The following is a 20,526-nucleotide window of genomic DNA, read 5'->3' on the forward strand; positions in this document are numbered from 1 at the left end:
TCAGGAGCCTCCCCGGGCGGTCAGCCCACTGGCGTACAGGTGGTCCAGCGCACCGGCCGGGTCCGGTTCGGGGCCGGCCAGGGCGAACGCGACGGCCGCGTCGAGGGTCGCCTCCACCTCGGCGTCGACCGTCTCCCGGTCGGCCGGGGACAGCCGGGCACCCTGGATCTCCACCGGGTCCCGGGACCGGCCGTCGGCCACCTCCTGCGGTGTGCGGTACTGCAGGCGTACCGCGTGTTCGAAGGTGTGGTGGGCGTCGAACCGGTAGGTGCGGGCCTCGACCAGCTCCGGCCCGCCGCCGTCGCGCATCCGCGCGACGGCGGCGGCGGTGACCTGCCGGACCGCCTCCGGGTCCTGCCCGTCGACGACGGTGGCCCGGATGCCGAACGCCTCGGCCCGCCCGGTGATGGTGCCGGCGACCGCACCGGCCACCGGCATGGTGGTGGCGTAGCCGTTGTTCTCGCAGACCAGCAGCACCGGCACCCGCCAGAGCGCGGCCAGGTTGAACGCCTCCAGCAGCATCCCCTCGTTGACGGCACCGTCACCGAAGAAGCTCGCCCCCAGCACGGGGTTCCCGCGCTGCCGGTGGGCCCACACCGCGCCGGTGAGGATCGCCGGGGACGCCCCGACGATCGCGTTGGCGCCGAGCACCCCGAGGGAGAGGTCCGCGGCGTGCATCGAGCCGCCCCGGCCCCGGTTCAGTCCGGTTTCCCGGCCGCACAGTTCGGCCATCATCCGGGCCGGGTCGGCACCCTTGGCGAGCACGTGGCCGTGCCCCCGGTGGGTGCCGGTGACCAGGTCCCCCGCGTCGAGCGCGGCGCACACGCCGGCGGCGATCCCCTCCTGACCGAGGTAGGGGTGGATGCCGCCGACGATGTGCCCGGAGCGGACCAGGGCGATGGCCCGCTCCTCGAACCGGCGGATGAGCCGTACGGTGCGGTAGAGCCGGGCCGGGTCGGCGTCGGTCACCGGTCGCGGCCCTCCTTGACGGCGGCGAGGATGTCGTCCCAGAGCTGGGCACGGGCGGCCAGCGCCAGGTTGACCGTGTCGGCGCACTCCTGCCACTTGACGTCGTCGTCGCCGCACAGGTCGGCGAGCATCTGCATCGCCATCGGGGTGTGCTGCTCGCCGTCGACCTCGATGTGCCGCTCCAGGTAGTCGACGAAGGTGTGCAGCCGGTTGCTGCGCTCGTTGACCGCGACGACCTGGGTGAACATGTCGGGGATCAGGTCCTCCCGACCGAAGGCGAACGCGGCGGCCTGGCAGTGCACCGGGGTCGACTCGATGATCTTCCAGGTGGTGGCGGCGAAGGCCCGCGACGCCTCGGGCACCCCGGCCTCGACCAGTGCGTCGGTCACCGACGTGCCGCCGCGCAACAGGTCGACCAGCCGGTCGACGGCGGTGGTGTCCGCGCCCGCCTCGCCCATCCCCCGCACGTACAGCTCGAAGTGGCTGATGTAGCCCTCGCCGAGTTCGTCGCTCTCCTCGACCATGACGATGTCGTTGATCAGCCGGCGGCTGCCGGTCGGCCCGGTGGGGATCCACGGCACCGTCACGCAGGTCAGCTGCCGCTGCAGCGACTTCAGCAGGGACATGAAGTCCCAGACCGCGAAGACGTGGTGCTCCATGAAGGTGACCAGCGCCTCGTGGGTGTCCAGGTTGGCGTAGAGGGGGTGCTTGACCACCACGTCGCGGCGGTCGGTCACCGCCTGCTCCAACCGCTCGATGCCCGGGTGTGTCTTGCCCCAGTCGTACCGTGACATGTTCTAGCCTTCCTGCTGGGCGCGGTCGCGCCAGATGACCGGGCAGTAGTCGGGGTCGGCGTAGTCCGGCCGACCCTCGGGGGTGCGGCGGACCAGCACGTCGTGGTTGTAGGCGGCGAGGCTGCCGTCCGAGAGCGGGAACTCCCGGTGGGCGTTGTCGCCGTCCTGCAGGTGCAGCGAGATCGCCCGGCGCGGGCGTCCGCTGACGTTGGCACCGCTGCCGTGGTAGGTGCGGCAGTGGTGGAAACTCATGTGCCCCTTGGGGATCACCATGGGGATCTTGCGGATCTGTGCGCCGTTGTGCGCCGCGTTCTCGGCCAGCATCTCCTCGAGCTGGTCGCGGTCCCGCTCGGCGAAGTGCCGTACGACGGTGTCGTCCGCGCCGATCTCCGACCACCGGTGGGAGCCGTCGACCATGGTGATGGTGCCCATCTCCTCGCCGCAGTCGTGGAACGGGATGAACGCGGTCAGCATCCGCTCCGACGACGAGGACGACCAGTAGTGCTTGTCGAAGTGCCAGGGCACGATGTTGGACGGCTCACCGGAGATCGGCGGCTTGTAGATCAGCGTGGACTGGAAGATCCGGATCTCGTCGGCCCGGGCCAGCCGGGCGGCGACCGCGCCGATCAGCGGCTTGCGCAGGATCGCGGCGATCCCGTCGTGCTCGTAGTGGACGTAGTCGTTGTGTCGCTGCACCGGCCCCTTCGACGGGTCCCAGTAGGCGAGCTTCGGCGGGCGCACCGGCAGGGTGCGGTCCCGCTCGCCGTCGTAGTAGCGGTCGGTGGCCGCGGTCAGGGCGTCCACCTCGTCGTCGGTGAGCAGCTTCTTGGACAGGTACCAGCCGTGCTCGGCGTAGTGGCGCACGTCCTCCGCCGAGGGGAGCAGCGCCTCCTCCTCGGCGGTCAACGTCGGATGTGTCGTGGTCATGCACCTGCTCCTCGTGCCGTGCCGGCCGCGACGGCGGGGGTCGCCCCCGCCACGGCCAGCTCCCGTTCCTTGGCCTCGTAGAGGGCCCGGATGTTGCCGCTGCCGAAGGTGCGTGCCCCTCGCCGCTCGATGAGTTCGAGGAAGAGGGTGCGCCGCACGTGCATCGACTCGGTGAAGATCTGCAGCAGCTGCCCGCCGTGGTCGGCGTCGACCAGGATGCTGAGGTCCCGCAGCCGGTCCAGCGGCGCGTCGATCTTGCCGACCCGCTGCTCCAGGTCGTCGTAGTAGGCCGCCGGGGTGCCGGCGAAGCGCACCCCGCGGGCGCCGAGCGCGCCGACCGCGCCGACGATGTCGTCGGTGCGCAGCCCCAGGTGCTGCACCCCGGCCCCGTGGTGCTCACTGAGGAACTTGTCGATCTGGCCGGGACGCCGCCCGGCGTCCGGTTCCAGCAGCACCAGGGTGACCCGCCCGGAGGCGTCCTGCACCACCTTGGAGTTCATCGCCTGACCGGCGACCTCGATGTGCTCCTCGAAGATCTGCGCGAAGCCGAAGACCCGCTCGTAGAGCGTCACGGTGTCGTCGAGCTGACCGGGCGGCACGCAGACCGCCAGGTGGTCGATCTCGGCGAGCAGCCGGTCGTCGGTCCCGCCGGCCGGGGTCGCCTCGATCGCACCGGGCAGGAAGTCGGCCCGGTCGCCCCGGCGTTCCACCAGCCGGTGCAGCACGTCACCGAAGCCGCCCACCTCGGCGGTCACCACCTCGGCGTCCGCCCCGGTCCAGGTGCGCGGCGGGGTCACCGGCGTCGCACCCCGGGCGACCAGCTCCGCGTACGCCCCGGCGGCGTCGCCGACCTCCACCGCCACGACCGCGATCCCGTCACCGTGCCGGGCCACGTACCCCGAGGCCGGATGCTCGGCGGTGAGGCCGGTGGTCAGCACCATCCGGATGTCGGCCTGCCCCAGCAGCAGGGACCGCTGCCCGACCAGCCCGGTCTCCGGCCCGCCCTGCCCGAGCAGGGTGAAACCGACGGCGGTACCGAAGTAGAAGGCCGCCTGCCGGGCGTCCCCCACGTACATTTCAATGTGGTCTATTCCACGAATATCCATCTCTCCAGCCCTTCCCCATGTCCCCCCGTGACTGCCGTCCGGGCGCGTGCGGCCCGGGTCGCAGCGTCGATCACCTCCCCGGCTCGGCGGGCCGGGCGCCAGCCCCGGTGGTGCGCCGCAGCAGCAGGCTGACGTTCTGCCCGCCGAATCCGAAGGAGTTGGTGAGCGCGAATTCGGCCCGGCTCGCCCGGGGCACGTCGCGGACGTGGTCCGCCGGGCAGTCCGGGTCCGGGTCGTCCAGGTGGTACGTCGGCGGCAGCAGGCCGGCCCGCAGTGCCAACGCGCAGGCCGCCGCCTCCACCACGCCGGACGCGCCGAGCAGGTGCCCGGTGAGCGCCTTGGTGGAGCTGACCGGCACCCCGCCGACCCCGAAGACCTTGCCCAGCGCGGTGCTCTCGGCGATGTCACCGAGTTTGGTGCCGGTGCCGTGGGCGTTGACGTAGCCGACCTCGGCCGGCGGGACGTCGGCCCGGGCGAGGGCGGCGCGCATGCAGTCGGCCGCCCCCTCCCCGTCGGGCCGGGGCATCGTCGGGTGGTGCGCGTCGGTGGTGCTGCCGTAGCCGGCCACCTCCGCGTAGGTGCGCACGCCGCGGGCGGCGGCGTGCTCCGCCCGTTCCAGCACCAGCAGGGCGGCACCCTCGGCGAGCACGAACCCGTTGCGTCGCCTGTCGAACGGGCGGCTCGCCTCGGTCGGGTCGGCCCAGCCCCGGGCCAGTGCGCGGGCGTTGCCGAAGGTGTCGGCGAAGGTCGGGAAGAGCGGCGCCTCGCTGGCCCCGCAGAGCACCACGTCGGCCTCGCCGGCCCGGATCAGCCGGGCCGCGTCGGCGACCGCCTGGGCCCCGGAGGCGCAGGCCGTGCCGACCGAGGAGCTGTAGCCGCGGATGCCGTGGGCGATGGCGATCCGCGCCGAGGCCATGTTCGGCAGGATGCCGGTCAGCAGGTACGGGCTGACCGCCGCCCGGCCCCGCTCGGTGCGGGCGATCACCTGCTGCTCCAGGGTGGACATGCCACCGACCCCGCCGACGACGACGCCGATCCGCGCCGGGTCGACGTCCCGACCCACCGTGATGCCCGCGTCGGCGAGCGCGTCGGCGGCGGTGAGCAGGGCGAACAGCACGACCCGGTCGAGCACCTTGGTCTCCGGGCCGGTGGCGACCGTCCGCGGGTCGATCGGCGGGAGCACCCCGGCGACCTCCAGCGACTCCCGGGCCGGGTGCCCCTCGGGCGGGCGACCCAGCCCGGACCGGCCGGTGGTCAACGCGGTGAAGGTGTCGGCTACGCCCCGCCCGACGGGGCTGAACAGGCCCATGCCGGTGATGACGACGGTCATGACGACGACTCGGCGAGGTAGCGTTCCCGCAGCGCCACCTTGCGGACCTTGCCGGTGACGGTGACCGGGATGTCGTCGGCGCTCACCGGCACCACCCGGCGCAGGGTCGCCCCCACGTCCGCGCCGAGGGCGGCCCGGATCGTGTCGGTGCGGTCGACCGTCGGGTCGGCCCCGGCGGCCAGCTCCAGCAGCACGTCGGTGGTGACCGTGTCACCGTCGGCGACGATCAGCACCGTGCAGTCGGTGACGTCGGGGCAGGCGGCGAGGACGCGTTCCTCGGACAACGCGGTGAAGTAGCGCCGCCCGTCGGGCAGCGTCACCGCGTCGACCGCCCGGTCCAGGTGGTAGTAGCGGCCGTCGGCGTCGGCGTGGACCAGGTCACCGGTGAGGTACCAGCCGCGCAGCCGGAACCGGTAGCTGGTCACCGAGTCGTTCCAGTAGCCCCGGAACAGCGACGGCGAGTCGATGCCGAGGAGACCCACCTGGCCGGGGGGCAGTTCGTTGCCCTCGGCGTCGAGGACGGCCACCCTGGCGAAATGGTAGGGCCGGCCAACGCAGCGGCCGTACCGGTCGGTGTCGGTGGTGTGCGTGATGTGGAACATCGAGTGCCCCATCTCGCTGGAGCCGAGGCCGTCGATGAAGACGGAACCGGGGACCCGGGTGACGCCCTGCCGGGTGACCACGTCCCGTGAGCCGACCGCGACGAGCCGGCGGACGTGCGGCTCGTGCGAGCAGTCGCCGGTGTTGAACCACAACCGCACCGAGTCCAGGTCGTACCCGCTGAGGTCGAAGCGGGCCAGCTCGGCCCAGGTCATCGAGAAGCCGAAGACCCCGTCGGGCCGCCACCGCTGGATGGCGTCGAGGACCCGTTCGCCGCCCTGCTCGGAGAGCAGGAACATCTCCGCCCGGTTGCCGAGCGCCTGGTTGACCATGAGCACCGTCGCGGTGTGCGGGGCGGGCAGCGCGTTGAGGATGCGGCGGGTGCCCTGCGCCTGCGGCATGGACAGCAGGTGCCGGGTGGCGGCGAAGAGGCTGGCGTGCGAGTGCAGCACCGCCTTGGGCACCCCGGTGGTGCCGGAGGTGTGGGTGATGACGATCGGGTCGTCGGGGTGGTGCCGGTAGTCGGCCGGGGCCTGCGCCGGGTCGCCGGTGCCGCCCTCCGCCGGGGTGCCGAGCAGGGGTACGCCCAGGTCGTGCCCGGCCAGCAGGTCGGTGTGCGCGGCGTCGGCGAGCACCCCGACGCCGCGCAGCCGGCGGATGTACTCGGCGGCGATCTCGGGGCGCAGCTTGCCGTTCATCAGCGCGGGGATCGCGCCGAGCCGGGTCAGCGCCAGGAAGCTCAGCACCATGTCGGCGGCGGCGGTGGCCCAGACGGCCACCGGGTCGCGGGGCTGCACCCCCCGGGCGTGCAGCCAGGCCGCCCGCGCGGCGACCCGCTCGTCGAGCTGCCCCAGGGTGAGCGGCTGCTCGGCGGGGTGCCCGTCGACCGGGGTGTCGAAGGTCAGCCCCGGCCCCTGTGGGTCAGCGCCGTGGGCCAGCACCCGGGCCAGCACGTTTCCCGCGCCGAGCTGCGCATCGGCGGCGAGCACCCCCCGCAGTCCCTTCGTCCTCATTGACTGTCTCCTCCCCCCAGCAGCACCGCGACCGCGCCGGTGGGCGTCGCGTCGGGTGCCTCGTCGATCAGGACCAGCAACGCCTCGTCGGCGTCGCCGTCGTACAGCAGCAGTTCCCCTTCGGCGACGGCGTCGGCCCGGGGGTCACCCGTCGGGCTCATGCACACCACCGGCCCGGTCAGCCCCCACCGGGCGGCGACCTGCCCGGCGACGCTGTTGGGCACCGACTGGAAGAAGAACAGTGGACCGACCCGCCCCCCGGCGGCGACGGTCGAGCGCACGTGCGTGGCGCTGGGCCGGTCACCGGCGGCGCTGACCAGCACCACCGCGCACCGGGTGCCGGCCGCCGGCGGACCGCCGGGCCGGCGGTCCAGGCACCGGCCGGCCACCGCCGCGACCAGCGGCGCGAACGGCGAGTGCAGGAACCCGGGCAGCGGCGATGGCGGCCCGTCGCCCGGTTCCGGCCAGCGTGCCTGCGCCAGCACCCGGGGTGCGCCGTGACCGGCCGGACGGCCCGGGACGATCCCGGGTCCCGGGCCGCGCGTGCCGGTCACGGCGCACCCACCAGCAGGGCGGTGTTCGCACCGCCGAAGGCGGCGTTGAGGCTGAGGGCGTACCGGCTGGTCACCGGGCGGGGCGCGGCGGTGACCACGTCCAGCGGGCAGGCCGGGTCGGGGCCGAGCCAGCCGGCGTTGACCGGCAGCTTCCCGTGCCCCAGCGCCGCCACGGTGACCACCAGTTCGAGCAGACCGGACGCCTCCAGCGCGTGCCCGTGCAGCGCCTTGGTGGAGCTGACCGGCACCTGCCCGGCCCACTCGCCCAGGGCCAGCCGCAGCGCCGCCGCCTCGGAGGCGTCGCTGAACCCGGTGCCGGTGGCGTTGGCGTTGACGTAGCCGACCGCCCCGGCGGGCAGGCCGGCGCGGCCCAGCGCCGCACCGATCGCCCGGGCCAGCCCGCCCCCCTGCGGATCGGGTTGGCAGGGGTGGTGGGCGTCGCCGGCCCGGCCCCAGCCGGCCAGCGTCGCCACCGGCTCACCGCCGCGGCCGTGCAGCGCGGCGGCGGACTCCAGCACCACCGCGGCCACCCCGTCGCCGAGGAGCAGGCCCTGCCGACCGGCGCTGAACGGGCGGACCGCCCCGTCGGCGGCGAGCGCCCGGCCGGCGTCGAAGAGCGCGTACTGGTCCGGTTCCACCAGGTAGCCGGCGGCCACCACGACCCGCTCGGTGTCCCCCCGGCTGATCATGACGGCGGCGTCGGCGACCGCGTTGCTGGCCGAGACGCAGGCGGTGGTGTAGACCCGGGTCGGGCCGCCGAGCCCGCACCGCCGGGCCAGCCGGTCGGCCAGGGCGGGCAGCTCCGGCCAGGCGGGGCCGGCGTCGTCGCGTTCGCCACCGGCCCACCACGGGTCGGCGGTGTCGGCGACCGGTCGGTCGTCGGTGTACGGGCCGGGCAGGGTCGCCGGCCCGCCGTGGGTGGCCAGGAGCAGTGCCGACGCCCGGCGCTGCGCCGGGTCCAGCCCGGCCGCCCGGCAGGCGGCGTCGACGGCGTCGGCCAGCTCCTGCGGCAGGGTCGCCACGTCGGGGCGGGTGGCCGCGACGGTCACCCGGCGGCCGGTGGTGTCGAACCGGCGGACCGGTCGGAACGCCGGCACCCCGGACAGGACCCCGGCCAGCAGGGCGTCCACGCCCCTGCCGAAGGCGCTGAGGGCGTAGGTGCCGGAGATCGTGACGGTGCTCCGCTCAACCATCAGCGGAGGCGGTGAGGCAGGTGTGGAACACGGCCAGGGCGTCGTCGAGGGTGCGGATGCCGGCGAGCTGGTCGTCGGTGAGGTCCATCCGGGTGTCGTAGCGCTGTTCGACGAGGTGCACCAGCCAGGCCAGTTCCATCGAGCCGACCCGGTGCGGGACCTGGTCGACGGGTTTGCCGGTCAGTTCGGCGAGCATGCTCACCAGGTCAGCTCGCCCCAGGTCGGGCTGACCGGACATCAGCGGTTGTCGGTGGTCGCCCCGGCGACCCGGTCGGCGACCATGGTGGTGAACTCCCCCACCGTCATCAGGGCCAGCTTCTCCGACTCGTCGTCGGCGAACCGCAGCCCGTAGCGGTCCTCCACCCGGACGGACAGGTCGGACAGGGCGAGCGACTCCAGGTCCACCCCGGACGGGCCGAGGGTGGTGTCGTCGTCGATCCCGTCGACGTCGTAGTTCATGTCCTGGAGCTGGTCGATGACGAAGGTGCGGACCTCGTCTCGCATGACGGTTACCTCTCTCGATGGGCGGGTCGCCGGTGCCCGGTCGGGGCACCGTGCGGAAGTGGTTCGGGCGTACCGCCGACGGTCGGCCGGTGGTGACGCGGTGGTGGCGCCCCGGCGGCGGTCGACGGGGACCGGCCGGGGGCGGGGTGGAGCGGACCGGTCATGGCACCGCCGCCCGCAGCACGTCCAGCGAGCGGACCAGTTTGCCGGTGGTGGTACGCGGCAGTTGCGCCACCAGGTGCAGGGTGCGGGGACGCTTGTAGCCGGCCAGCCGCTCCGCGAGCAGCTTGTCCAGCTCCTCCTCGGACAGCGGGCCGTCGGGCTGTACGTAGGCGGTGATCCCGTCGTCGTAGGCGACCACGGCGGCGGCCACCCCGGGCAGGCCGGTGAGGGTGGCCTCGACCTCGGTGAGGTCGACCTTGAGGCCCCCCACGGAGACCTGCGAGTCGAGCCGGCCCCGGACGGTGACCAGACCGGAGTCCGGGTCGACGGTGCCGGCGTCGCGGGTACGCAGCCAACCGTCGGCCCAGCGGGTGGGGTCGCTGAGCCCGACGTACGGCGACGCGGGGCAGCTGATCAGCAGCTCACCGTCGGACTCGCGGACCTCGATGCCGGGGGCGGGGGTGATGGCGGGCCGGTGCCGCCCGTACAGGTCGGTGCCGATGACGCCGACCTCGGTCATCCCGTACATGTTGCCCAGGGGCACGCCGTGCCGGTCGGTGAACGCCCGCACGACGGCCGGCGGGACCAGTTCCCCGCCGGTGGTCATCCGCTTGAACTGGGGCAGCGGCCGGTCAGGTCGGGTGAAGGCGAGCAGGCCGATGTGGAACGGGACGCCGAGCACGGTGGCCGGGGTGTCCTGGGCGGCGATCGCGGCCAGCACGGCGTCGCCGCCGAGCCGCTCCGGCGGGACCAGCTCGACGTGGGCGTGCAGGCCGTAGAGCAGTCCGCCGACGAGGCCGAGCACGTGCACCATGGACGGCAGCAGGATGATCCGCTCGCCGGGCAGCGCCACCCCGTCGATGCGGGTGTAGCGGTGCACCTCGGCGACCAGGTCGGCGGCGGTGCGTCCGATCACCTTGGACGGTCCGGTGGAGCCGGAGCTGAGCTGGATCACGGCGTGCCCGCTGACCGCCGGTCGGTCGGCGTACGGGGTGACGCTCTCGGTGACGTCGAGGAAGACCTTCAGCGCGCCACCACCGGTCCGGGCCGGGGCGACGACCACCTGCGGGGTGAGCCGGCGCAGCGCCCGGTCGACCTCGTGGTCGGTGAGCCGGTGGTCGAGCAGCACCGCCTGACCGCCGCTGCGCCAGGTCGCCAGGAGGTTGACCACATAGGACACCGACGGCGGCAGGCGCAGCGCGACGGCCCCGCCGGGGCGCAGTCCCGCCTCGCGCAGCCGGTCCTGTGCCGCGACGACCAGGCGGTGCAGGGTGCCCCGGTCCACCGGCTCGGGCAGCCGGAGACAAACGTCGGTCGGAGGGCCGGCGAACAACACGTCGTCCACCCAACCGGGGTCTTGCGCCGCAGGATCTTCCGTCGGGCGATACATGGTCACCGCCGGCCACCGTCCAGCATAGAATCGGGCGAATGCGCCCATAAATGTTGTCTCTTGGCGTGCTCACGGCACCCTACGACAGCCCGGAAGACCATTACTAGATGCGAATGGCTAGATCATAAAAGGCGGCCGGCCGGATTGCCGCCGCTCGATCGGCCGGGCAGGATCGGGCGCGTACGCCGGTCCGCGACACCACCGGCGGCTTCGCCGTGCCCGACGCTCCGATGGGGACCCGGGCCACCCGGCGGGGCCCCGGCCCAGGTCAGCACCGGTCACGATGGACGGTCGACGCCCTGCCGCCACGACCGGCCGGACGCGGACAGGGGCGTGCCCGGCGGGCAGCTCCCTGCCGGCCGGGCACACCACACGGGCGTCACGCACAGTGGTCAGTCGGTGGCGCTCCTCGGCGTCGGGGCGGCACCCCGGAGCACCAGGGCACTGTTGAAGCCGTCGAAGCCACGCGCGCAGACCAACGCCACCCCGTGCTCGGGCCGGCGCGGGGCACGCAGGAAGCCCAACTCGCAGCCGGGGGCCGGCTCGACCGGACCGGCCGAGGCGGGCAGCGTGTCGTGGTGGAAGGCGAGCAGCGCGGTCGCCACGTCCAGCGCCGACCCACCCTGGTGGGCCCGGCCGGTCAACGACTTGTGGGTGCTCACCGGCGGCGGCCGGTCACCGAAGACCGTCCGCAGCGCCGTCGCCTCGCTGCGGTCGTACCGGGGCACCCCCAGCGCGTCGGGCACGACCAGGTCCACCTCGTCTGGCGTGCTGCCGGAGCGGGCCAACGCCAGCCGCATCGCCCGCGCGTACGTCGCCGGGTCGCCGGCCGTGTCCGGGCCGGTGTGCACCGCGTCGTGGGTGGCCGCCCAACCGGTCACCTCCCCGTAGACCCGGGCACCCCGGGCCAGGGCGTGCTCCCGTTCCTCCACCACGAAGACCGCACCGCCCTCGGCGGGCACGTACCCGCCGGCCGCCCGGTCGAACGGCCGGTACGCCGCCGCCGGCTCGTCGACGGCGCTGAGCAGCCCGGAGCGGAGCTGACAGGCCAGCGCGTACGGGCTCAGCGGGCACTCGGTCGCCCCGGCGATCACCACCGACGTGCCCCGCCGGATGGTGCGCACCGCGTGCGCCAGGCTGTCCAGCCCTCCGGCGGCCTCGGCGACCAGCACCCCCGACGGCCCCTTGAACTGGTGGTGGATGGACAACTGCCCGACGCTGGCCGCATAGAACCAGGCGATCGACTGGTACGCCCCGACGGTGCGGCTCGGCCCGCCCCAGAGCCGTTGCAGCTCCCGCTGCCCGAACAGGTTCCCCCCCGACGAGCTGGCCAGGGTGACCGCCCAGGCGTACGGGTCGGGGGCGCGGGCGGGCAGGCCGGCGTCGGCGAGCGCCAACGCGGTCGCGGCGAACCCGAGCTGGGTCCAGCGGTCGGTCTGCACGAGCTGCCGGGTGTCCACGTAGGCCGCCGGATGGAAGCCGGGAACCTCGCCACCGACCCGGGTGGGGTAGCCGGTCGGGTCGAACAGGGTGATCGGCCCGGTCCGCCGGATACCTCCGGTCACCGTCCGCCAGTGCGCGTCGACGCCGATGCCGCTGGGCGCGACCACCCCGATCCCGGTCACCACCGCCCGCGCCCGCTCACCGGGGGCGGGGTTGCCGGCAGGGGCGGGGGTGACGGCGGGGGCGGGGTTGCCGGCAGGGGCGGGGAGCGTCACCGCGTCACCGCCAGCCGACGGAACAGCATCGCGGACTGGAAGCCGCCGAACCCGCTGCCCACCGACAGCGCCACGTCCACCGGGGTCTCCCGGGCCACGTTCGGCACGTAGTCCAGGTCACACTCCGGGTCCCGGGTGGTCCAGTTGGCCGTCGGCGGCACCACGCCGTACTCGATGGCCAGGGCGCAGGCGGCCATCTCGATGGCGCCGATCGCGCCCAACGAGTGCCCGACCATCGACTTGATCGAACTCACCGGCACCTGGTATGCCGTGGGACCCAGCGACCGCTTGAACGCCGCCGTCTCGTGCCTGTCGTTCTGCCGGGTGCCCGAGCCGTGCGCGCTGACGTAGGAGACCGCCGACGGGTCGAGGCGGGCCTGCCGCAGCGCCGCCGCGATGGCCAACCCCATCTCCACCCCGTCGGGCCGCAGCCCGGTCATGTGGAAGCCGTTGCTGCGGCCGGCGTAGCCGGCGACCTCGCAGTAGACGTGCGCGCCGCGCCGCCGGGCGTGCTCCCACTCCTCCAGCACCAGCACCGCCGCCCCCTCGGCGAGCACGAAACCCTGCCGGTGCGCGTCGAACGGGCGGCTGGCGTGCCCCGGGTCGTCGTTGTCCGGGCTGGTCGCCCGGATCGCGTCGAACGAGGCGACGGTGACCGGGGAGATCGGCGAGTCGGCCGCGCCGGCCAGCACGACGTCCGCCTCCCCGTCGACGACGAGCTGGTGGGCGTAGCCGATGGCGTCGATGCCGGAGGTGCAGCCGGTGGAGACCACCTGCGCCGGGCCGCGCAGCCCGTGCCGGCAGGCCACGTCGGCGGCCAGGCTGCTCGGCACCAGCGCCTGGTACAGGTACGGCCCACCGAGGGCGTGGTCGACCAGCCAGTGCCGGCCCGCGTCGCTGACCCGGACGTACTCCTGCTCCAGGGCGGTGGTGCCGCCGACGGCGGTGCCCAGCACCACCCCGGCGACGTCCCGCTCGGCGTCGGTCAGCTCCAGGCCGCTGTCGGCCAGCGCCTCCGCCGCGCAGGCCAGCGCGAACTGCACGTACCGGTCGGAGCGTTGCCGCTGCGCCGGGGTGAGCCCGGCGGCGTCCGGGTCGAAGTCGCACTCGGCGGCGATCTGCGACCGGTACGGCGACGGGTCGAAGAAGCTGATCCGCCGGGTGGCCGTCCGCCCCTCGGTGAGGGTCTTCCAGAACCTGTCCCGGGTGACCCCGCCCGGGGCGACCACCCCGACACCGGTCACCACCACCCGCCGGCCGGTCACGACGGTCCCCGCTGCTCGACCAGTTCGGTGTCCACGTGGCCGAGTTCCGGGCGGGGCGCGAGCGGGCCGAGGTGGAAGACCACCTCGGCGGCGACGTCGCCGGTGTTGCGCAACCGGTGCCGCACGTTGCGCGGCACGAACAGCGCCTCCCCGGCGGCCAGCGGCACCGGCTCGTCGTCCAGGTCGACGGTGATCGCGCCGCGCACGAGATAGAGGAACTCCTCGCTGTACGGGTGGTAGTGCTCGGCCACCCGGTCACCGGGGGCCACCGTCACCACCCCCATGAACCCCGAGGTGCTGCCGACGGTGCGCGGGCCCAGCAGCACCCGCAGCTCCCCGCCGCGCCGCCGGTCGGCCGGTACGTCCCGGGCGGCGACCAGGCCGGTGGTGACCTCACTCATCGCCGCCTCCCGCGTACGCCCGCTCGATCCGCTCCTTGATCACGGCCAGTTGCACCCGGCTGTTGGTGTTGATCCGCTCGGTCATCGCCACGTCGTCCACCGGGGCGGTCGGCTTCATCGCGAAGTCCTGCACCCAGGTCATCCGGGTGCCCTCCGGTTCGGTGTCGTAGTACCAGTGGATGCGCATGTACTCGAACGGGCCGGTCTCCACCCTCCGGGCCCGCACCTGCCAGGTCGTCGGGTCGGCGGTACGTTCGCTGACCCAGCTCCACGCCACGCCGTTCTCGTCGGGGTGCATGGTGAGCCGGAACCGCACCGTGTCCCCCTCCCGGTGCAGGATCTCCACCACCGCGTACTCGGTGAACAGGTCCGTCCAGCGCGCCACGTCGTTGGTGATCTCCCACACCAGCGCCAGCGGGGCGGCGATGAGGATGCTGTTCTCGGTGTGCCCGGCCGGGCCGGCGTCGGCCACCAGGTCGGCGACGCCGGCGATGCTGAGCTGCCCGGCCTGTTCGGGGATGCGTACCCGCCAGCGGTCGGCGACCACGGCGGACAGTTCCAGCAGCGCCAGCGAGTCCATGCCCAGCTCCTCCAGGCTGGCGGCGGGCGCGCGGGCAGCGGCGTCGGCGTCGAGACCGCAGCGGGTCACCAGGATCTCGGTGATCTCGCTGGTCAGCGGTCGGCCGTGGGTGACGGTCATCTCGGGTCCTCCTCCACCGGGCGACTCACCCCGGTAGCCGCCACCCTCCGCCGGACCCGTCACCCGGGCGTCACACCGCAGCCCGCAACAGCCCCGCTTCGTGGTGACGTTGCGTTGACGCAGGCTGTGTACCGGCTATGCGCGAGCTGTCCATCATGATGGAGGTTCGCAGATCAGAGGCGATTCGACCCCGGTCACCATGCCTACACTTTCGTTGACCGAGAGTAATCATATTGGTAATGTTCGTGCCGGCCGGCCGGGCTCGGCCGCGCAGTGAACCGGCCACGGCGTCGCGGGGGACCGCGTCGGGACACCGGACGATCTGGACCCAGGTTTCCGTGCAGGGGGGTGCGCCCGTGACCGGTCATGCCAGCACGCCGACCAGCGACGTCCCGGCCGACCCGCCGGTACGTCTGCACCTGCTCGGCGGGTTCCGGCTGCTGCACGGCGACACCCCCGTGGTGGTCCCCCGGGGGCTGCAACGCGTCATCGCCCTGATCGGGCTGCGCCCCGGCGCCACCCGCAGCAACCTCGCCGGGCTGCTCTGGCCCGAGGTGCCCGAGGAACGGGCGCTGTCGTCCCTGCGGACCGCCCTGTGGCGGCTGCGCCAGGACCCCTGCTGCCCGCTGCTGGTCAGCGGGGACACCGTCCGCCTCGACCCGGCGGTCCGGCTCGACGTGGACGGCCTGGTCGCCACCGCCGCCCGCATCCGCGACGGGGGCGACCCGCGCGCCGCCGCCGACGCGCTCGCCGCCGGCAGCCGCGACCTGCTCCCCGGCTGGTACGACGACTGGGTGCTGCTGGACCGGGAACGGCTACGCCAACTCCGGCTGCACATGCTCGAACAACTCGCCGTCGACCACCTCGACGCGGGCCGGCACGGCGAGGCGTTACAGGCCGCCCTGGAGGCGATGGCCGCCGAACCGCTGCGGGAGACCCCGCACCGCCTGGTGGTACGCATCCACCTCGCCGAGGGCAACGCGTTCGAGGCGGTGCACGCCTTCTACGTCTACCGGGACCTGCTCATGCGGGAACTGCGTCTGGAACCCTCCCCCGCGATGTGCGCCCTGGTCGACGAGACCCTCGCCCCGATCCGGCAGGCCACCCGCCGCACCCCGACCGCCCGCCGTCACGAGCCGGCCGGACGGCGTGACGACCAGGTGACATCCCCACCGCCAGGGTGGACCCACCGTGAGCCCTGGACGGATCGGGGCGCGCCACCGGCGAGAGGGGTCCGATGAGCCGTCTGGTGATCGTCAGCAGGATCATTCCCGGCGCGGAGGGGCGGGTCGCCCAGATCTTCGCCGAAGCCGACGCGACCGAACTACCCGGACTCACCGGGCTGCGCCACCGCTCCCTGTACCGCCTGCACGACCTGTGCGTACACCTGATGGAGACCACCGAGGTGGACGTCGACACCCTGGTCACCGCCCGCCAGCACCCGCTGTACCAGCGGACCAACGAACGATTGTCGGCCCACACGTCGGCGTACCTGCCCACCTGGCGGTCGCCCCGGGACGCGCCGGCCGGCTGTTTCTACAGCTGGGACGTCACCGACGCGCCCAGCCCGGAGCCGCTGCGCTGAACCGCCGGTGCGGCGCAGGCCGTCACCGGCGTCCGACGACGACACCCTGTCGTGACGTCGATACCGCCCGACACCGGGCATTCCACCTGCGCAACGAGGTGTGGTCCTCCCTGTCGTCCGACATTCGCGTGTGCAAAGCTGCGGCGGGTTCTCGCGTTTTCCTCGCGACTTCAACGACATACGCAATAGGGAGGTAGCCGTGCCGTCGACTGTCGGGCAGTGGCTCGTCGTGATCCTGGCCCTGCTGGTGGGCCTGGCCGGAGGCTGGGCGCTGTGGGGACGGCAGAAGCCGACCACCGCCGCGCCCATCGTGGAGGGTGACCCGGTCGTCGGGCTCACCCCCGAGGAGAAGGCCGCCGCCACGATCGACGCCCCGCGTCCGGCCGCCACGGTCGACGACTCCCCGGCACCCGCCGCCGTCGTCGACGAACCCGCCCCGCACGTCGCGCCGGACCCCGACCACCTCGCCCCGGCCACCACCGGGTCGGCCGCTGTTGCCGGCTCGGCCGGATCCTCCGCCGCCCCCGACCTGACGGCCGCCCCTGACACCACGGTCCCTGCCGACTCCGCCACCCTCTCCGAGTCGTCCGCCTCGTCCGGGTCCACTGCCGCCGGGTCCCCTGCCTCCGCCGAATCCCCTGCCCTCGCCGAATCCCCTGCCCTCGCCGAGTCCTCGGTCGCCGCCGAGTCGACTGTCTCGTCCGAGTCCTCTGCCGCCGAGGCAGCCACCTTCTCCGCGTCCGCCGCCGGCTCCTCCGCTACCTCCGGGTCCGGCGGTTCCGCCGTCGAGGACGTCGCCGTCAACGGCACCTCCAGCACGGTCGCCGCCGACCGGACCGTCCCGCTGCCGGACCTCGCGGACGAGCCCACCACGGTCGACCTGACCGGCCGTACCACCCCGGACGACGCGCCCGCGAGCAGCGTCACCGACGAGACCACCGCGCCGGTCCCCGCGCCGCGGGCCACCGCCGAGGACGCCCCGGACAGCGCGGCGGCCGACCTGCCGGAACCGACCCCGGCGGACCCGGAGCCGGCCGGGACGCCCGAGGACACCGCCCCGCGTACGGCCGACGTGGACGACGCCCCGGTCGCCGCCGGGCCGGTGATCCCGGCACAGCGCACCCCCGAGGCCGACAGCCCCGCGATCGCGGACAGCACCCCGGCCGTGGACGGTGTCCCGGATTCGGCGGGTGCCCCGGTCGCGGCGGTCGCGGCGGCGCAGGACGAGCCGGCGGACGACTTCCGGCGTATCCAGGGGGTCGGCCCGAAGATGGCCGCCGCGCTCCAGGCTGCCGGCATCCGCAGCTACCGGCAGCTCGCCGCGCTGGACGAGACGAGCCTGCGGGAGACGATCCGCGCCGCCGGGCTGCGTGCCACCGCGAGCCTGGCCACCTGGCCGCAGCAGGCGCAGGTGCTGGCCGGTGCGGGCGCCGAGGCCGAGCGGGTGCTGCCGACGCCGACCGGCGGCGACAGTCAGGACTGACCTGGGGAACCGACGGGGCCGGTGGACACGTGCGAGGCGTGGCCGCCGGCCCCCGTCGTCCGGGGTACGCGGCGGCCGGCCGTCGGTGAATTGGGCATCATCGCGCTGACCGTTCCGGAATACCGTTTACCCGGTCCCGGCCGTTGGGTACATGGGCGTCACCTCGAACATCACACAAGCCGGGAGGCACCCCCATGCGCGGTTCGTCGATCCTCGGAGTCATCGTCGTCATCTGGCTGGTCATCGGCGCCATCGCCGCTGGTCAGCGCGGCTATTACGGGAACGACGACACCAACTGTGCCGAGGCCGGCACCATCCTGGTGACCATCGTGGCCGGGCCGCTCAACTACATCGGCGCCAACCCGAAGATCGACTGCAAGCTCCCCGAGCCGTCCAAGTAAGCCGCATCTCCCCGGCCCGCGCCCACCCCTCGGGGCGCGGGCCGCGTCATGTCCGCTCCAGATCACCCACCTCGTTCCGCGACGCGCCCACCACCCCACACTCCCCAACCATCCTAGGAACCCACCCCGCAGCACTCCCCCCGCCCACCCATCGACGGTCGCCGTGCGGTGATCAAGAGGTTGTGGTCAGAAATGCGCGCTCCGGTGACGCAAACCTCTTGATCACGCGGGAGAGCGGGGGTGGGGCGGGAGGGGCGGGGAGGGGGGTGGGAGGGGTTGGGGGGTGGGTTAGGCGCCTACGTGGATGCCGGGGCGGCGGGAGGGGTCGGGTTCGCTCTTGCGGATGATCTCGCGGACCACGGGTGGGGTGTCGCCCCGGCCGAGGATCAGGTAGCGCAGCAGGTGGGCGATGGGGTTGCCCTCGGACCACTCGAAGTGGGCGTGCGGGCGGACCCCCGTGCCGTCGCGCAGCGCCAACAGGATGGCGGCGATCGCGTTCGGCACCGCCGGGCTGCTGGCCCGCAGCACCCGGAAGCCGCCCACCTCGACCCCGTGCACCCACAGCACCTGGCTGAACTCCGACGGGTCCACCACGTCGATCTCCAGGAAGAGCACGTCGGACGCGCCCGGCACCGGATTCATGCTCCGCTGCGCCCGTTCCTTGACCCGGTACTCCTTGAGCGCGCCGGTGTCGCGTTTGTTGGCGATCAGGTGCAGCCGGCCGTCGTGGGCCAGCGACTCGGTGACGAACCGGCGGGCCGGCCCGTCGAACTCGATCCGTTCGGTGCGCAGCTCGGTGGTCCGGGTGATCCGGGAGACCAGCGACACCGCCACGATGCCGGCGATGAACATGCCGGAGATGGCGAGCCCGTCAGGCTTCTCGATGACGTTCTCGACCAGCGCGTACAGCAGCACGGCGGTGAGCACCGCGAAGCCGGACGCGGCGAACCGGTGCCGGGCCCGGACGGTCGCGATGGTCACCGCCACCGCGCCGGAGACCATCATCGCCAGGATGCCGGTGGCGTACGCGCCGGCCTGGGCGTTGACGTCGGCCCGGAAGGCGACGGTGATGACGATGCTGATCAGGGTGTAGACCAGCACCACCGGCCGGACCGCCCGGCCCCACTCCGGCGCCATCCCGTACGACGGCAGGTAGCGCGGCACGATGTTGATCAGGCCGGCCATCGCCGACGCCCCGGCGAACCAGAGGATCAGCACGCTGCTGACGTCGTAGAGCGTGCCGAACCCCTCCCCCAGCCGGGCGTGGGCCAGCCAGGCCAACGCCCGGCCGTTCGCCGCCCCGCCGGGCTGGAACTCCCGGGGCGGGATCAGCACGGTGGTGACGAAGGCGGTGGTCAGCAGGTACACCGACATGATCAGCGCGGCGGCGGTGAGCAGTCGGCGGGTGTTGCGGATCCGCGCGGCCAGCCGCTGCTCGCGGTCCTCGCCCGCCCCGCGTACCAGGGGCATCATGCTCACCCCGGTCTCGAAGCCGGACAGGCCCAGGACCAGCAGCGGGAAGGCCAGCACCGCCGGGCCGAGCAGGTCGCCCACCCCGGACCCCCCGGCGGTCAGGGCCGCCGTCCAGTTCCGCACGACGCCCGGGTCGGCGGCGATCCCGGCCAGGCCGTCGGCCACGATCACCGCGTTGAGACCGAGGAAGACCACCACCAGGGGTACGGCCACCAGCACCGCCTCGCTGAACCCGAGCAGGAACACCCCGCCGAGGACGAGCAGCAGCGCCACCGTCACCAGCACCGCCAGCCCGTCGCCGTGCGGCGCCGACGACGGCAGGTACGGGTTCTCCAGCAGGTGCACCGTGGCGTCGGCGGCGGAGAGGGTGATCGTGATGATCCACGAGGTGGCGACGAAACCGAGCAGCACCAGGACGAAGATCTTGCCCCGCCAGAACGGCAGCAGCCGCTCCAGCATCGCCACCGAGCCCTGCCCGTGCGGGCTCTCCCGGGCCACCCGCCGGTACATCGGCAGCATCCCGAGCAGGGTCAGCGCCACGATCAGCAGGGTGGCCAACGGGGAGAGCGCCCCGGCGGCCAGCGCCGCGATGCCCGGCAGGTAGGACAGGGTCGAGAAGTAGTCGACGCCGGTCAGGCACATCACCTGCCACCAGGGGTGCCGACGCTGGCTGCCCTCCTCACTCTCCGGGCCGACCGGCTGCACCCGGTACGCGAACAGCCACCGGCGCAGCGCACCGGCGGGCCGGGCCGGCCGGGCGTGACTGTTCACGCACTCTGGCAGGCCCACCGGCCCGGGTCGGGTGCGCTCCCCCTGGCCGGCGTCCCGGGCCTCGCGCAACTTTCGCCCGTGCCCCGGCGGCGGCGCGCTCCCCCGTCGTTCCCGGGTCCGCCGCCCCCGGGTCCCGTCCCGCCCGTCCGCCATCCGCCGACCGCCCTCGTGTCCCCTGTCCCCGACG

General features: G+C 73.8%; 20 protein-coding genes. 4 read left to right on the forward strand and 16 right to left on the reverse strand.

The features are described from left to right. The 15 genes from ACN261_RS26300 to ACN261_RS26370 form a co-directional block, all read right to left on the reverse strand. On the reverse strand, positions 1 to 969 hold the full coding sequence (locus ACN261_RS26300; RefSeq protein ID WP_421482335.1) for a thiamine pyrophosphate-dependent dehydrogenase E1 component subunit alpha: 969 nt from the start codon (positions 967 to 969) through the stop codon (positions 1 to 3). Beyond that, a complete protein-coding gene (locus ACN261_RS26305; RefSeq protein WP_421482336.1) occupies positions 966 to 1,763 on the reverse strand; it encodes a DUF3050 domain-containing protein in 798 nt (265 codons plus the stop codon). Before ACN261_RS26305 ends, ACN261_RS26300 begins: the two co-directional genes overlap by 4 nt. A 3-nt stretch (positions 1,764 to 1,766) precedes the next feature. Further along, positions 1,767 to 2,690 carry a phytanoyl-CoA dioxygenase family protein gene (locus ACN261_RS26310; RefSeq protein ID WP_421482337.1) on the reverse strand — a complete coding sequence of 308 codons (924 nt, stop codon included), beginning with the start codon at positions 2,688 to 2,690 and terminating at the stop codon, positions 1,767 to 1,769. Then, the gene (hppD, locus tag ACN261_RS26315; protein ID WP_421482338.1) at positions 2,687 to 3,796 is read right to left on the reverse strand and encodes a 4-hydroxyphenylpyruvate dioxygenase; all 1,110 of its coding nucleotides are present in this window, start codon (positions 3,794 to 3,796) and stop codon (positions 2,687 to 2,689) included. Before hppD ends, ACN261_RS26310 begins: the two co-directional genes overlap by 4 nt. A 70-nt stretch (positions 3,797 to 3,866) precedes the next feature. Next, entirely contained in the window at positions 3,867 to 5,126 is a 1,260-nt protein-coding gene (locus ACN261_RS26320; RefSeq protein WP_421482339.1) for a beta-ketoacyl-[acyl-carrier-protein] synthase family protein, read from the reverse strand. After that, positions 5,123 to 6,739 carry a class I adenylate-forming enzyme family protein gene (locus tag ACN261_RS26325; protein WP_425852674.1) on the reverse strand — a complete coding sequence of 539 codons (1,617 nt, stop codon included), beginning with the start codon at positions 6,737 to 6,739 and terminating at the stop codon, positions 5,123 to 5,125. The genes ACN261_RS26320 and ACN261_RS26325 overlap by 4 nt, the downstream gene beginning before the upstream one ends. Next, positions 6,736 to 7,263, reverse strand: a complete 528-nt coding sequence (locus ACN261_RS26330) for a beta-ketoacyl synthase chain length factor (RefSeq protein WP_425853656.1) — start codon at positions 7,261 to 7,263, stop codon at positions 6,736 to 6,738. The genes ACN261_RS26325 and ACN261_RS26330 overlap by 4 nt, the downstream gene beginning before the upstream one ends. 26 nt (positions 7,264 to 7,289) lie before the next feature. Next, positions 7,290 to 8,486, reverse strand: a complete 1,197-nt coding sequence (locus tag ACN261_RS26335) for a beta-ketoacyl-[acyl-carrier-protein] synthase family protein (protein ID WP_425852677.1) — start codon at positions 8,484 to 8,486, stop codon at positions 7,290 to 7,292. After that, positions 8,479 to 8,724, reverse strand: coding sequence for a hypothetical protein (locus tag ACN261_RS26340; RefSeq protein ID WP_088647750.1), 246 nt, complete (start codon positions 8,722 to 8,724; stop codon positions 8,479 to 8,481). Before ACN261_RS26340 ends, ACN261_RS26335 begins: the two co-directional genes overlap by 8 nt. Then, a complete protein-coding gene (locus ACN261_RS26345) occupies positions 8,724 to 8,990 on the reverse strand; it encodes an acyl carrier protein (RefSeq protein ID WP_145919799.1) in 267 nt (88 codons plus the stop codon). The genes ACN261_RS26340 and ACN261_RS26345 overlap by 1 nt, the downstream gene beginning before the upstream one ends. Positions 8,991 to 9,150: 160 nt before the next feature. Further along, positions 9,151 to 10,542 (reverse strand): class I adenylate-forming enzyme family protein, encoded by a 1,392-nt coding sequence (locus ACN261_RS26350; RefSeq protein WP_421486835.1) that lies wholly within the window; start codon positions 10,540 to 10,542, stop codon positions 9,151 to 9,153. A 392-nt stretch (positions 10,543 to 10,934) separates the two neighbouring features. Beyond that, positions 10,935 to 12,170 (reverse strand): beta-ketoacyl synthase N-terminal-like domain-containing protein, encoded by a 1,236-nt coding sequence (locus ACN261_RS26355; protein ID WP_425853657.1) that lies wholly within the window; start codon positions 12,168 to 12,170, stop codon positions 10,935 to 10,937. An 86-nt stretch (positions 12,171 to 12,256) separates the two neighbouring features. After that, positions 12,257 to 13,525, reverse strand: coding sequence for a beta-ketoacyl-[acyl-carrier-protein] synthase family protein (locus ACN261_RS26360; RefSeq protein WP_421482344.1), 1,269 nt, complete (start codon positions 13,523 to 13,525; stop codon positions 12,257 to 12,259). Beyond that, entirely contained in the window at positions 13,522 to 13,926 is a 405-nt protein-coding gene (locus tag ACN261_RS26365; RefSeq protein WP_204922925.1) for a cupin domain-containing protein, read from the reverse strand. The genes ACN261_RS26360 and ACN261_RS26365 overlap by 4 nt, the downstream gene beginning before the upstream one ends. Then, positions 13,919 to 14,626 carry an SRPBCC family protein gene (locus ACN261_RS26370; protein ID WP_421482346.1) on the reverse strand — a complete coding sequence of 236 codons (708 nt, stop codon included), beginning with the start codon at positions 14,624 to 14,626 and terminating at the stop codon, positions 13,919 to 13,921. Before ACN261_RS26370 ends, ACN261_RS26365 begins: the two co-directional genes overlap by 8 nt. A 356-nt stretch (positions 14,627 to 14,982) precedes the next feature. On the opposite strand from ACN261_RS26370, the gene ACN261_RS26375 reads away from it, so the two are divergent. The 4 genes from ACN261_RS26375 to ACN261_RS26390 all read left to right on the forward strand — a co-directional run bounded on the left by ACN261_RS26375 (position 14,983) and on the right by ACN261_RS26390 (position 18,095). Beyond that, entirely contained in the window at positions 14,983 to 15,867 is an 885-nt protein-coding gene (locus tag ACN261_RS26375) for an AfsR/SARP family transcriptional regulator (protein ID WP_421482347.1), read from the forward strand. After that, positions 15,864 to 16,211, forward strand: coding sequence for a TcmI family type II polyketide cyclase (locus tag ACN261_RS26380; protein ID WP_421482349.1), 348 nt, complete (start codon positions 15,864 to 15,866; stop codon positions 16,209 to 16,211). The genes ACN261_RS26375 and ACN261_RS26380 overlap by 4 nt, the downstream gene beginning before the upstream one ends. Positions 16,212 to 16,410: 199 nt before the next feature. Beyond that, positions 16,411 to 17,694 carry a hypothetical protein gene (locus ACN261_RS26385; RefSeq protein ID WP_421482350.1) on the forward strand — a complete coding sequence of 428 codons (1,284 nt, stop codon included), beginning with the start codon at positions 16,411 to 16,413 and terminating at the stop codon, positions 17,692 to 17,694. A gap of 194 nt (positions 17,695 to 17,888) precedes the next feature. Then, positions 17,889 to 18,095 carry a hypothetical protein gene (locus ACN261_RS26390; protein WP_145919792.1) on the forward strand — a complete coding sequence of 69 codons (207 nt, stop codon included), beginning with the start codon at positions 17,889 to 17,891 and terminating at the stop codon, positions 18,093 to 18,095. Positions 18,096 to 18,383: 288 nt separating this feature from the next. On the opposite strand, the gene ACN261_RS26395 is transcribed toward ACN261_RS26390, so the two are convergent. Next, a complete protein-coding gene (locus ACN261_RS26395) occupies positions 18,384 to 20,492 on the reverse strand; it encodes an amino acid transporter (RefSeq protein ID WP_425852682.1) in 2,109 nt (702 codons plus the stop codon). Positions 20,493 to 20,526 lie beyond the last annotated feature (34 nt).

The sequence above is a fragment of the Micromonospora sp. WMMD723 genome (assembly GCF_049863385.1).
Lineage (GTDB): Bacteria > Actinomycetota > Actinomycetes > Mycobacteriales > Micromonosporaceae > Micromonospora > Micromonospora wenchangensis.

Excerpts from the sequence above, each read along its gene's own strand:
- ACN261_RS26340 (WP_088647750.1), bottom strand. The coding sequence starts at position 8,724 with ATGTCCGGTCAGCCCGACCTGGGGCGAGCTGACCTGGTGAGCATGCTC.
- ACN261_RS26365 (WP_204922925.1), bottom strand. The coding sequence starts at position 13,926 with ATGAGTGAGGTCACCACCGGCCTGGTCGCCGCCCGGGACGTACCGGCC.
- ACN261_RS26390 (WP_145919792.1), top strand. The coding sequence starts at position 17,889 with ATGCGCGGTTCGTCGATCCTCGGAGTCATCGTCGTCATCTGGCTGGTC.
- ACN261_RS26305 (WP_421482336.1), bottom strand. The coding sequence starts at position 1,763 with ATGTCACGGTACGACTGGGGCAAGACACACCCGGGCATCGAGCGGTTG.
- ACN261_RS26310 (WP_421482337.1), bottom strand. The coding sequence starts at position 2,690 with ATGACCACGACACATCCGACGTTGACCGCCGAGGAGGAGGCGCTGCTC.
- hppD (WP_421482338.1), bottom strand. The coding sequence starts at position 3,796 with ATGGATATTCGTGGAATAGACCACATTGAAATGTACGTGGGGGACGCC.
- ACN261_RS26350 (WP_421486835.1), bottom strand. The coding sequence starts at position 10,542 with ATGTATCGCCCGACGGAAGATCCTGCGGCGCAAGACCCCGGTTGGGTG.
- ACN261_RS26370 (WP_421482346.1), bottom strand. The coding sequence starts at position 14,626 with ATGACCGTCACCCACGGCCGACCGCTGACCAGCGAGATCACCGAGATC.
- ACN261_RS26345 (WP_145919799.1), bottom strand. The coding sequence starts at position 8,990 with ATGCGAGACGAGGTCCGCACCTTCGTCATCGACCAGCTCCAGGACATG.
- ACN261_RS26320 (WP_421482339.1), bottom strand. The coding sequence starts at position 5,126 with ATGACCGTCGTCATCACCGGCATGGGCCTGTTCAGCCCCGTCGGGCGG.
- ACN261_RS26395 (WP_425852682.1), bottom strand. The coding sequence starts at position 20,492 with ATGGCGGACGGGCGGGACGGGACCCGGGGGCGGCGGACCCGGGAACGA.
- ACN261_RS26325 (WP_425852674.1), bottom strand. The coding sequence starts at position 6,739 with ATGAGGACGAAGGGACTGCGGGGGGTGCTCGCCGCCGATGCGCAGCTC.
- ACN261_RS26380 (WP_421482349.1), top strand. The coding sequence starts at position 15,864 with ATGAGCCGTCTGGTGATCGTCAGCAGGATCATTCCCGGCGCGGAGGGG.
- ACN261_RS26335 (WP_425852677.1), bottom strand. The coding sequence starts at position 8,486 with ATGGTTGAGCGGAGCACCGTCACGATCTCCGGCACCTACGCCCTCAGC.